Origin of the sequence: Mycobacterium hainanense, from assembly GCF_041890355.1 — a bacterium.
In the GTDB taxonomy this organism is placed as follows: Bacteria; Actinomycetota; Actinomycetes; order Mycobacteriales; family Mycobacteriaceae; genus Mycobacterium; species Mycobacterium hainanense.
Genome location: NZ_CP169059.1, coordinates 3,594,983 through 3,606,736 on the forward strand (window position 1 = coordinate 3,594,983; position 11,754 = coordinate 3,606,736).

General features: G+C 68.6%; 12 protein-coding genes. 2 read left to right on the forward strand and 10 right to left on the reverse strand.

Annotated elements, in window-relative coordinates; translation table 11 throughout:
- Positions 1-2: 2 nt before the first annotated feature.
- The 3 genes from ACEL92_RS16500 to ACEL92_RS16510 form a co-directional block, all read right to left on the reverse strand.
- Entirely contained in the window at positions 3-233 is a 231-nt protein-coding gene (locus ACEL92_RS16500; RefSeq protein ID WP_374021801.1) for a ferredoxin family protein, read from the reverse strand.
- Entirely contained in the window at positions 230-964 is a 735-nt protein-coding gene (locus ACEL92_RS16505) for a GntR family transcriptional regulator (protein WP_374021802.1), read from the reverse strand. The genes ACEL92_RS16500 and ACEL92_RS16505 overlap by 4 nt, the downstream gene beginning before the upstream one ends.
- A gap of 123 nt (positions 965-1,087) precedes the next feature.
- On the reverse strand, positions 1,088-2,347 hold the full coding sequence (locus ACEL92_RS16510; RefSeq protein ID WP_374021803.1) for an MFS transporter: 1,260 nt from the start codon (positions 2,345-2,347) through the stop codon (positions 1,088-1,090).
- 294 nt (positions 2,348-2,641) lie between these two features.
- Between ACEL92_RS16510 and ACEL92_RS16515 the strand changes: the two genes are divergently transcribed.
- Together ACEL92_RS16515 and ACEL92_RS16520 are read left to right on the forward strand one after the other, a co-directional pair.
- Positions 2,642-3,418 carry a hypothetical protein gene (locus ACEL92_RS16515; RefSeq protein WP_374021804.1) on the forward strand — a complete coding sequence of 259 codons (777 nt, stop codon included), beginning with the start codon at positions 2,642-2,644 and terminating at the stop codon, positions 3,416-3,418.
- A gap of 4 nt (positions 3,419-3,422) precedes the next feature.
- Complete coding sequence (locus tag ACEL92_RS16520) at positions 3,423-4,091, forward strand: response regulator transcription factor (protein ID WP_374021805.1); 669 nt, start codon at positions 3,423-3,425, stop codon at positions 4,089-4,091.
- On the opposite strand, the gene ACEL92_RS16525 is transcribed toward ACEL92_RS16520, so the two are convergent.
- The 7 genes from ACEL92_RS16525 to ACEL92_RS16555 all read right to left on the reverse strand — a co-directional run bounded on the left by ACEL92_RS16525 (position 4,088) and on the right by ACEL92_RS16555 (position 11,727).
- A complete protein-coding gene (locus ACEL92_RS16525) occupies positions 4,088-5,491 on the reverse strand; it encodes an ATP-binding protein (RefSeq protein ID WP_374021806.1) in 1,404 nt (467 codons plus the stop codon). The genes ACEL92_RS16520 and ACEL92_RS16525 overlap by 4 nt on opposite strands.
- Before the next feature lie 316 nt (positions 5,492-5,807).
- Positions 5,808-8,669, reverse strand: coding sequence for an aminotransferase class I/II-fold pyridoxal phosphate-dependent enzyme (locus ACEL92_RS16530; RefSeq protein ID WP_374021807.1), 2,862 nt, complete (start codon positions 8,667-8,669; stop codon positions 5,808-5,810).
- A 78-nt stretch (positions 8,670-8,747) separates the two neighbouring features.
- A complete protein-coding gene (locus ACEL92_RS16535) occupies positions 8,748-9,143 on the reverse strand; it encodes an antitermination protein NusB (RefSeq protein ID WP_374021808.1) in 396 nt (131 codons plus the stop codon).
- The gene (nusB, locus tag ACEL92_RS16540) at positions 9,140-9,637 is read right to left on the reverse strand and encodes a transcription antitermination factor NusB (protein ID WP_374021809.1); all 498 of its coding nucleotides are present in this window, start codon (positions 9,635-9,637) and stop codon (positions 9,140-9,142) included. The genes ACEL92_RS16535 and nusB overlap by 4 nt, the downstream gene beginning before the upstream one ends.
- On the reverse strand, positions 9,634-10,197 hold the full coding sequence (gene efp / locus ACEL92_RS16545) for an elongation factor P (protein WP_067282552.1): 564 nt from the start codon (positions 10,195-10,197) through the stop codon (positions 9,634-9,636). The genes nusB and efp overlap by 4 nt, the downstream gene beginning before the upstream one ends.
- A 139-nt stretch (positions 10,198-10,336) precedes the next feature.
- Complete coding sequence (locus ACEL92_RS16550; RefSeq protein WP_374021810.1) at positions 10,337-10,558, reverse strand: hypothetical protein; 222 nt, start codon at positions 10,556-10,558, stop codon at positions 10,337-10,339.
- A gap of 50 nt (positions 10,559-10,608) precedes the next feature.
- Positions 10,609-11,727 carry a M24 family metallopeptidase gene (locus ACEL92_RS16555; protein ID WP_374021811.1) on the reverse strand — a complete coding sequence of 373 codons (1,119 nt, stop codon included), beginning with the start codon at positions 11,725-11,727 and terminating at the stop codon, positions 10,609-10,611.
- Positions 11,728-11,754 lie beyond the last annotated feature (27 nt).

Sequence of the window (11,754 nt, forward strand, 5' to 3'; positions counted from 1 at the left end):
TTTCAGCGGAGCAGGTAGGGCATGTTCACGGTGACGGCGCCGGTCGGACACCGAGCCGCGCAGGGGCCGCAGTACCAGCATTCGTCGACGTGCATGAACGCCTTGCCGGTGTCGGGGTTGATCGCCAGCGCGTCCAGCGGACAGACCTCGACGCACAGGGTGCAGCCATCGATACACAGCGACTCGTCGATCGTCACCGGCACATCGGCGCGGATGTTGTTGACCAGCGTCATGTATCGCTCCTTGTCAGGCTGCCGCGCATGGTGATTCGATCGCCACGCATCCGGATGTATTCCAGGTCAACGGGTGTGCCGTCGGCGAGACTGGTGAGCCGCTCCAGCATGAGCAGCGCCGCGCCGTCGGGCACCTGTAGCGTGGCGGCCGAATGCGCGTCGGCGGGGATGGCCTCCAGCGCGAGCGACGCCGAGCCGAGCCGCTGCCCGCTGACCTCTTCGATGAGCGCGAACACATCGTTGGTCTCCAGCGGATGGCGCAGCACCTGTTTCCCGATGTCCGGGGCCAGGTAGGTCAGGTCGAGGCTGAGCGGCAGGTTGCCGAGGTAGCGCAGACGCTCGATGAAGACGGCCTGTTCGCCGGGCGCCAGCCCCAACCGGCGGGCCACCGACGGCGGCGCGGTGACGGGCATCGCGGCGCGCACCTCGTTGCGCACCTCACCCAGGTGCTTGAACGTCTCCTTGAGCCCCAGCAACGCGTCCAGCCCGTGTGCGTATTTGCGCTGCGCGACGTGCGTGCCGACCTTGGGCCCGCGGTCGATGAGCCCTTCGTGCTTCAGCACCGCAAGCGCCTCACGAATGGTGTTGCGCGACACCAGGAATTCGGCAGCTAAGTCGTGCTCGGCGGGCAACCCGTCGGGGTAGGCGTCGGCGTGGATCTGCTGGCGCAACACGTCGGCCACCCGGCGGGCGCGGTCGGCCCGGGGTTCGCTGCTGATCGGTTGCGCCACGCGGCCACGCTAACGCAGCTCACGGGCACTTTTCGGGCGAGCGACGCCCGCCCCCGCCGGCGCCTGTGCGTATTGCGCCGGTCCGCACTCGGGACCGACCAGCCGAAATCACGGCCCACAGCGCTATTGCGCCACCCCGGCGACGACGTCCTCTTTCCAATCCCGGTGAGCGGAACCGCCTCCGGAGTCGCGCACGACATGCCCGCTGGGTACCAGCGGCACGGCAGCCAACGGGAACATCGCACAAAGGGCCCAGGCCGCTGGGTATTCGGCGGCCATGATCAGCGCACCGAAGAGCGGCGGCCCGGCCGCGGCCATCAGCCGTTGGCTGGTGTTCTGCAGACCCAGCGCGCGCCCGCTCCAGAACGGCCCGGCGGATTCGGTGATGGCGGTCGCCTCGAGCCCATTGTCGAGCACCGCGATCACCGAGATCGCGACCATCAGCAACACGTCGTAACGCGAACCGGTGCCGTCGGTGAAGGCCAGCAGCAACAGCGCGAGCGAGGCGGCGATGGCGATGGCCCGGACCGGCCGCATCCGGGAGCCCACCCGATCCGACCAACGCCCGACCGCGATGCGGCCCGCAGCGCCCAGCAGCTGGCAGACGGTGATCAGGGCGCCGGCGGCCCCGACCGACCAGCCGTGGTGGTGCATCAGCCACACCAGCATGAACGTCACGGTCACCGTCTGCGGCATCATCAGCAGGGCGCTCACCGCGTGAATCCGCCACAACAGGGACGACCCGCGATACGGGCTGGCAAGTTCCGCGTCGGTGGCCACCTTGCGCGACTTGCGCGGCGGATCGACGATCCCGAGCGCGCTCGCCGCCGCCGCTACGGTGCACATGATTGCGAGGAACATCAGCCCGAATCGGGGACCGCGCTCGGCGAGCTCCGGTACGACCAGGGCGGCGACGGCGATGCCCAACGGCTGCGCGGTCTGGCGGATGCCCATCGCCAGTCCCCGCTGGTGCGACGGGAACCATGCGGACACCAGCCGCCCGCCCGCGGTGTTGCAGCTGGCCGCGGCCATGCCGCCGAGAAAGAGGAAGACGCCGATGGCCGCCATCGAGTGGGCCGACGCCGCCGCGTACGCCGCTACCGCGGTCAGCGCCGAACCGGCCGTCAACACGGCTCGCTCACCCACGCGGTCGAGCACCCAGCCCCACAGGATCAGCGTCGCCACCATGCCCCAACTCGGCATCGACGACACCAACCCAGCCTCGGTCAACGAAATGCCCCTGCGCGCCTGCAGCGACGGGATCAAGAACGCGACGCCACCGATGAAAAGGAACGAGGTCGCCGTCACCCACAGGGAGACGAGCATGACCGACCAGCGCGCGCCCGCGCCGAGTTGATCTGCGCTGTCGGCCTCGGAAAGCATGCAACCCATGGTGACACGGCCGAAGGGCGGTGTAGGGCCCTCAGCTGCCTCGGACGCCGCGTAACTTATTGAATGCTAAGGCGTTTCACACCCAGCGCTTAGTGTGGACCAGTGATATCCTACGTCGTTAACGGCGATTCCGTTGCGCGCGAGTAACTTTCACGGCGATGGGCGGACATCGCCGTCCGGCGATTCATAGCCCCGGCACAGCAAGTTCTTATGCGCGAACTCAGCGTTTTCTCAGCGCGACTACCCTACAAAAGCATGGACGACGACATCGGAATATGACTGTTGATGAGTGAGTATTCGCGGCGGGCGCTGACCAAGGTGCCGGCGGTCACCCTGGGTTTCTGGATCATCAAGATCTTGGCCACCACGCTGGGCGAAACCGGCGGTGACACCGTCACGATGACTCTGAACTGGGGGTATGCGGCGGGCGTCGCCCTTTTCGGTGTCGCGCTGGTGGTGCTCGTCGTCGCGCAGATCTTCGCCGAGCGCTTCCACGCGACCCTGTACTGGGCGACGATCGTGGCGTCGACAACGTTCGGCACCACCCTGGCCGACTTCGCCGACCGCTCGCTCGGCATCGGCTATACCGGCGGCTCGCTCCTGCTGCTGGCTTGCCTCCTGGCCACCCTCGCCCTGTGGCGGTACTCGCAGGGCACCGTATCGGTCACCACCGTGTCGACGCCGAAGGTCGAGGCCTTCTATTGGGCGACCATCACTTTCTCGCAGACGCTGGGAACCGCGCTCGGCGACTGGCTCGCCGACACTCGCGGATTCGGTTACGAGCGGGGCGCACTGGTGTTTGCGGCGGGGCTGGCCGTCGTGATCGCGCTCTACTACTGGACCGCCGTATCGCGAGTCGCGTTGTTCTGGGTCGCGTTCATTCTGACCCGGCCATTGGGCGCGACCGTCGGCGACTTCATCGACAAGCCGGTCGCCGACGGTGGGCTGGCTTTGAGCCGCCCGCTGGCCTCGGCGGTCATCGCCGCGATCATCGTGGCATTGCTTGTCGTCCTCCCGCAGCGCGCGGGGCGCCACCCCGGCGCGACGCACGAAGAAGCGTGATGGCGTGAGAGTGCTTCTCGTCGAGGATGAAGCGCGTCTCTCCGCAACTCTGTCGAGGGGGCTCAAGGCGGAGGGCTTCGTCGTCGTCGCGGTCGGCACGGGCGTCGACGGCTTGCGCGAGGCGGTCGACAGCAGCTTCGACGTGGTGATCCTGGACATCATGCTTCCCGGCCACAGCGGGTACGAGGTGCTGCGCCGGATGCGGTCGCAGGACGTGTGGACACCGGTTCTCATGCTGACCGCCAAGGACGGCGAATACGACGAGACCGATGCCTTCGACCTCGGGGCCGACGACTACCTGACCAAGCCGTTTTCGTTCCGCGTGCTCGTGGCGCGGCTGCGGGCGCTGGTGCGTCGTGGCGCCCCGGCGCGCCCGGTGGCATTGACCGCGGGGTCGCTGGTGCTCGACCCCGCCCGCCACACCGTCCACCGCGACTCGACCCCGATCGCGTTGACACCGCGCGAGTTTGGGCTACTCGAATATCTGCTCCGCAACAAGGACCTGGTGGTGACCAAGGCCGACATCCTGCGCAACGTGTGGGACGCGAACTATCGCGGCCCCGACAATGTGGTCGAAGTTTACGTGGGGTACCTGCGTCGCAAGATCGACGTCCCCTTCGGCACCAACACCATCGAAACGATTCGGGGCGTCGGTTACCGGCTGCCGTGCTAAGGCTCGAACCCCGGCAGGGACACACTCATTCGGGTTCCGCCGCCGGGCCGGTCGTCGACCATGACCGTGCCGCCGTGAGCGGCGACCACCTCGGCGACGATCGCGAGGCCAAGCCCGGCGCCCCCTCCGCTGCGGGCACGGTCCGAATCCAGCCGCACGAAGCGTTCGAACACCCGCGTCCGGTCGGCCGGCGGGATTCCGGGCCCGTCGTCGCTGACCGTCAGGAATACCGTCCCGTCGCTGCTGGTGACCGCCAGCGTGACGCGCGAATCCGCATGACGTACAGCATTTTCCAGCAGATTGCGAACCATGCGCGAGATAGCCATCGGATCCCCGGTGCAGCGCGCCGGGCGGATGTCGGCGTCGATTTCGCAGCGCGCCTCGCGTCGCGCGCGGGCGGCTTCGACCTCGGCGATGTCATCAAGGGCCAGCTCTTCTTTGCGCCCCAGCGGCTTTCGCTCGTCTGCGCGGGCCAGCAACAACAGGTCTTCCATCAGGGTGTGCATCCGTTGCGCCTCGGGAAGCAGGGTGTTGACCGCCAGCTCGGCATCCAGCAGTTCGGGGTGGGCCTCGGCGACCTCCAGTCCGGAGATGATGGTGGCCAGCGGGCTGCGCAGTTCATGCGACGCGTCGCCCACGAAGCGTTGTTGCGCACGATGGCCGGCTTCGATGCGGGACAGCATCTGGTTCATGGTGACCGCCAGCGCCGCGATCTCGTCGCGGCTGTCGGGCACCGGCACCCGTTCGGCCAGATCCGATGAAGAGATTTCGGCCACCCGAGCCCGGATGGCGTCCACGGATCGGAGTGACCGGCGAACGAGCCAGAAGGTCGCTCCGGCCGCCATCGCGATGACGATGGGCGCACCACACGCCAACAACAGCGCAACCGTCCGTGCGGTGGCTTCGACCGCCTGGCTTCCCCCTCCTACGAGCACGGTGTAGTCCCCGGCCGGGGTCGCGACCCGTTGACCACTGACCCGCATGTTGTCCCCGGCCACCGCGTCGCCGGATAAGGCGCGACGCAGATGGAAGTCGAAGGCGGTGACGGGCACCAGCGGCGTGCTGGGCGCCGAACGCGACCGCTTCACCACCCTGCCGTCGGGACCGATCAACTGGACCGCGACCACCCGCTGATCCGTGCTGAACAGGGCGCCGTCCAGGCCGACGGGCGGTTCGGATTCCAACTCCTTCGCCACGTCGCGAACTCTTTCGGCGGATGCGTAATCAACACCCGCCAACAGGGACCGATACAAAAAGCCGTCCAACCCTGCGCCGGCAAGAAGGAGCGCACCGCTCACCACGACCGCCGACACCGCGGCCGAGCGGGCGGGAATCCCCCAGCCCGAGAGGCGAAGCTGCACACTGTCGATTCTGCAGGGCCGCGGTCCGTCGGGAAACACCGAGCTCAGCGCTCTTCTCAGCGGCTTCTCAGCGACCTCGTCCTAGGCTGGCGGCGCCATGTCCGGTAATGCACGCCCCAGGCATCCTCAGAACCGCACCACCGCACTGGCCTGCGCCGCAATCGCTTTCGGCTCCGTCGTGGTGGCGGCGGCGCCGCCGGCCGGCGCCGATCCAAACCCGTTCAACTCTCTCAGCTGCAACTGTCCTGAGACAGCCCCGCCCGGTAGCGCCGCTCGCGGCGACGAGATCGCGCGAGGGATCCGGCTGGGCGAGATGGGTTCGCCGGCGCAGAAGATACCGGCGTCCCGTTAGGGCTCACGCGTCTTCGCTCACGACGGCACGGTCACCGTTGCGGGCCCCGTTCATGCCGGAGGCGTCCGCCGGCAACTCGAACGAGGGATAGGCGGTACCGACCGCGGCCAGCGCCGCGTTGCGCTGCGCCTCCATCCGCGCCAGCGCGGCCTCGGTGAACACCGACAGCCCGAGGTCCGGGTTGTACCCGTGGATCTCCTTGACGTCGAGCTGGGCCAGGAAGTAGATGATCTCCTTGGACACCACCTGCCCGGGCACCAGCACCGGGAAGCCCGGCGGGTAGGGCACGACGAACGTGGTGGACACCAGCGTCTTGCCCTCGGCCAACCGCCGCCCCGCCATGCCGATGAGGACGTGCTCGCGGTCGGACTCCTCGTAGCCGGCGTAGAAGGCCGACCGCATGTCACCGAAGACACACGCGTCGACGGGCCGGAAGGCGACGTCGAACTCGCTGAAGTCGGGCAGGTGCGGCAGGTCCTGCGTGATCTCCTCGACGTGACGCTCGTGCAACGCCCGGTCGGCGACGCTGGCCGCACTCTCGGCGCGGTCGAAATCGATTGCGACCCTGCGCAAGACGTCCAGCAGGTAGTGCACGCTGGACCACGTGACGCCGATGGTGAAGATCAGCAGGACGCTGTTGATCGACGTCTTGTTGATTTGGATGCCGAATCGTTCCATCAGGATCTTCTCGCGGAAGTCGTACCCGTTCATCCCGGTCTTGCCGACGAACAGGGTCACCCGCGTCGCGTCCAGCACGAACTGATCGGATCGCCACGCCTCGTTCCACTCGGCCAGCGCACCCTGCCTCACCTCGCGGTACGAGCTCACCGACGACGCCCGGAATTCCTCGGGCACCAGGTCTGACTCGTCGAGGATTCGAAACCACTTGCTGATCAACCGGTCTCGGCGTACCCGATGCCGGAAAACCAGCGCCATGTCGTAGGTCTGCCGGACCAGCTGGAAGCCCTCGATGTCCACCTGGCGGCGCGCCAGGTCCAGCGACGCCAGCAGCTGCTGGTTCGGCGACGTCGACGTGTGGGTCAGGAACGCCTCACCGAAGGCATCCCGGTTCAGGGCGTTGAAGTCCTGGTCGCGCACGTGGATCATCGACGCCTGCCGCAGCGCCGAAAGCGACTTGTGCGTCGAGTGCGTCGCGTAGACGCGCACCCGGGCTTTGGCCGGGTCGGGCAGCAGCGGGCGGTCCACCCAGTCCGACCGGTCCTCCCCCTTTTGCACCCGTTGCATCTCCGCCGCCCACTTCCGGTACTCGGCGGCATATTCCGGCGAGGCGAGCATCTGCTCGAGGCGTTCGGCCGACACCATCGCGGTGCGCTGCCGGGCCCACGGCACCGCGGTGGCGAAGGCGTACCACGCCTCGTCCCACAGGAAGCAGATGTCCGGTTTGATCGCCAGCACCTCCTGCATGACCTGCAACGGGTTGTAGACCACCCCGTCGAAGGTGCAGTTGGTCAGCAGCAGCATGCGCACGCGGTGCAGTTGACCGGCCGCCTCGAGGTCGAGCAGCGTCTGCTTGATGGTGCGCAGCGACACCGCCCCGTAGATGGCGAACTGCGGCAATGGATACGCGTCCAGGTACAGCGGGTACGCGCCGGCCAGCACCAGCCCATAGTGGTGCGACTTGTGGCAGTTGCGGTCGATCAGCACGATGTCGCCCGGCCGGGTCAGGGACTGCACGACGATCTTGTTGGCGGTCGAGGTGCCGTTGGTGACGAAATACGTGTGGTTGGAATTCCAGGTGTGCGCGGCCTTATCCATCGCCTTCTTGATGTTGCCGTGCGGGTCGAGCAACGAGTCGAGGCCGCCGGACGTGGTCGAGGTCTCGGCCATGAAGATGTTGCGGCCGTAGAACTCGCCCATGTCCTGCAACGACTTCGAGTTGAAGATGCTGGCACCGCGCGCGACGGGCAGCGCGTGGAACTGGCCGACCGGCGCCGCCGCATATGCCCGCAGGGCATCGAAAAACGGTGTGGCATAACGGTTTCGCAGGCCCGCGAGCACCGTGCTGTGCAAGTCGGTGACGTCGTTGAGCCGGTAGAACGTCCGGTCGTAGACGTCGGGCTCGGTGTCGTCACCGGCCGCGATCGACTCGTCGGTGAGCAGGTACAGGTCGACGTGGGGCCGCAGCTCGCGAATCCATTCGCCGCACTCCACCCAGTCGTTGGCGCGGTCGGGAATGGCGGCGCCCACCGCGGCCTCATTCGGCCCGAGCAGCGTGTTCATCAGCGGCAGCCGGTCGCGGGAGCGCAGCGGCAAGTCGTCGCGGATGATCGCGGCCTGGATCTCGCCGTTCAGGGCGACCGCGGTGATGGCGTCTTCGACGCTGGGCACCACCAGGACCTCGAACTGCACGTCGTCCGAGGGATTGCGCAGCGCCCGCAGGCATTCGGCCAGGCAGTCGGGCGCCGTCGCGGGCGCGTCGTCGGCGAGCAACACGGTGTAGAACTGCTGCTGCTTGGCCTGGGCCACCAGCTCCTGGTCGGCCAGCGGCGCCGAGGTATCAAATAGCCCGGCGCGGTCGCCGTATTCGCCCAACAGCCGCACGGCCATCGATACCTCTTCGGTGAGCCGCACGGTGGACAGGCTCTCCAGGTGCGCGCGGAACGTCGCCAGGTTCGCCGCTCCGGGGTACAGCCAGTACCGCTCATAGGCGGCGATGCGGTCCATCAACCGTTTCACCCGGGCCACGTCGTGGGTCTTGTCGTGCCCGGCCAGGTCGACCTCGGCGAGGTGGCGGCACGCGTCGTCGAGCAGGTTCCAGGTGTCGATGCGGGCGTAGGACGGGTTGGCCACCGCCGCGAGCGCGGAGACGCGGAGTCGTCGCGGCTGGGTGGTGTATCGAGTCATGATCTCACCTGTTCTTCTGAACGACTTGTATTCTCACCCCGCCGCGCGGCCCACGTGATCGTTTCGCCTCAGGTCGATTCAGTGGTCGGTGTCGTCGCCATCGGCGGCGTCCACCACGCGCCGGCCGGCGCGCGTGCCGTCAACCCGGCGCAGCACCGGCAGATCCCAGCGGCGGGCCGGCAGCTCGGTGACGTCGGACAGCGATCGCACCACGGCCTGCGTCAGGCCCATGATCGCGGCCATCACCGGCAGCAGCGGCTGCAGCGGTTTGGCCGCGCTGCGAACCGTGCTGATGCGGCGGGCCATGATCAGCCGTTCGACGCAGTGGCACAGCCAGGCGCCCACCGCAAGCGCGTAGATCGACAGGGCCGACGCGGCGATCGTCCACCCGCAGGCCGCGCAGACGACGGCGCCCAGCACCACGGTCGCGGCCAGCAAGCCCGCGATGACGGCGCGCAGCTCCAGCCGGGTCACCCGTGGGGATCCTCGTTCTCCGGCGCGCCGGCCGCGCTGGCACGGACCGCCGCGGCGGCCGCCCGGATCTGCGGCGTCACCAGCATGACCTGGCCCAGCACGCCGTTGACGAAGGCCGGCGAGTCGTCGGTGGACAGCTCCTTGGCCAGCTGCACGGCCTCGTCCACGGCGACCGGCTCCGGCACGTCCTCGGCGTAGAGCAGCTCCCACACCGCGACCCGCAGAATGGCGCGGTCCACGGCGGGCAGCCGGTCCAGCGTCCAGCCCTGCAGGTGCGAGCTGATCAGGTCGTCGATGTGGGCCGCGTGCTCGCCGACCCCGCGGGCCGCCGCGACCGTGTAGGGCTGCAGCTGGGCCACGTCGGGGTTGGTTTGGGCCAGCGCGGTGCGCACGTCGACGACCTCGGCCGGGCCCAGCCCGCGGGCCTCGGCTTCGAACAGCAGGTCAACGGCGCGCTTGCGGGCCTGATGGCGTCCCCTGACGGGCCTGCTCACGCGTTGACGCGCCCCAGGTAGCTGCCGTCGCGCGTGTCCACCTTGAGCTTGTCGCCGGTGTTGATGAACAGTGGCACCTGGATCTCCGCCCCGGTCTCCACGGTGGCGGGCTTGGTGCCCGCGCTCGACCGGTCGCCCTGCAGGCCGGGCTCGGTGTGGGTGACCTCCATCTCGACCGCCACCGGCAGCTCGATGTACAGCGGCGCCCCGTTGTGAAACGCCACCTGCACCGGCAGGCCCTCAAGCAGGAACCGGGCGGCGTCGCCGACCAGCGACTCCGGCAGCGGGTGCTGCTCGTAGTCCTGGCTGTCCATGAACACGAAGTCCGAGCCGTCGCGGTACAGGTAGGTGGTGTCGCGCCGGTCGACCGTGGCCGTCTCCACCTTCACGCCGGCGTTGTACGTCTTGTCGACGACCTTGCCGGAGAGCACGTTCTTGAGCTTGGTGCGCACGAAGGCGGGTCCCTTGCCGGGTTTGACGTGCTGGAACTCGACGATCTGCCAGAGCTGGCCATCGATCACCAGCACCAGTCCGTTCTTGAAGTCGGCGGTGCTTGCCACGGTTCGGTGTATCTCCTAGGGGATGGACAGTCGTTCGCCGACTGTCTGTAACTTGTTGGTCAGTCTAGAGCGGGAGGTGGCCGGTGCCCGCGCGTCGGGTGGCCCGTGACCGGCGGGAAGCGGGCCCTCCGCTCGCGCGTTACGGGCCGGTCTCGGCCGGCCCGGTGGGCGAAGGGGGCACCCGCTTGATCATCGTCAAGAAGGGAACGCTGAGCTTCCTGCCGCCGGAGAACGGCACCGGGACGGTGAAATACACGATGTCCACCTCGAGCCGCAGCTCCCGCAGCGGCTGGGCGCTCAGCTCCCACCGGAAATCCCGCAGGCGCGCCAGGCCACGTTCGATTGGCTCCACCCCGTTCACGCCACCCGACTTTACCCCGGGGCGCCCGGCCGCCTCACCGCGCGCGTGGCCTAGCTGAGGACCGCCAGCTCCTTGGGGAACCGGGTCAGCAGTTCCGGCGCGTGCCCGCGGGCCGCCGCCGCCTCGTCGGGTACGACCAGGGTGTCCTCGATGCGCACACCGCCGCGGCCCGGGAGGTAGACGCCGGGCTCGACGGTCACCACCGAACCCCCCAGCAGGGTGCCGGTGGAGGTGGCGCCGATTCCCGGCGCCTCGTGGATCTGCAGCCCCACGCCGTGGCCCAGGCCATGGCCGAACTGCTCGCCGTAGCCCGCGTCGACGATCAGCTGGCGCGCCGCGCCGTCGACGTCGCGCAGGCTCGCGCCCGGCCGCAGCGCCTCCCGGCCGGCGCGCTGCGCGTCGGCGACCAGCTGGTAGATCTCCAGCTGCCAGTCGGCGGCCTTGCCGAGGACGAACGTGCGGGTCATGTCGGAGTGGTAGCCGGCCACCAGCGCGCCGAAGTCGATCTTGACGAAGTCGCCGGCGGCCAGCACCGCGTCGGTCGGGCGGTGATGCGGGATCGCCGAATTCGGCCCGGCGGCCACGATGGTCTCGAACGAGATGGCGTCGGCGCCGTGATCGAGCATCAGCGCCTCCAGGTCCCGGCTCACCTCGCGTTCCGTTCGGCCCGGCCGCAGGCCACCGCGCTCCACCAGATCGGCGAGCGCGGCGTCGGCCGCCTCACAGGCCAGCCGCAGCAGCGCCACCTCGCCGTCGTCCTTGATCTCCCGCAGCGCCTCGACGGTCCCGGCGGCGCGCATCAGTTCGGTGGCCGCCTTGCGTTCGCCGAGTTCGCTGGTCAGGGCGTCGAAGGCGTCGACGGTCACCACGTTGCTCTCGAAGCCCAGCTTCGAGACCCCGTCGGCGGCGGCGCGGCCGACCAGATAGCGCCCGAGGGCCCGTTCGATGGCGATCTCCATCCCCGCGGCCTGTTCGGCGGCCTGGGTCCGGTACCGGCCGTCGGTGGCCAGCACGGGTCCGCGGTCGTCGGCGAAGACCAGCAACGCGCCGTTCGACCCGGTGAAACCGGACAGGTAGCGCACGTTGTTCAGGTCACTGACCAGCATCGCGTCCAGTCCGCTGGCACTGATTTGCGCTTTCAGGTTGTCCCGGCGCTGAGAATGTGTCACGACCCTTGACGGTACTCGCTACGCTGA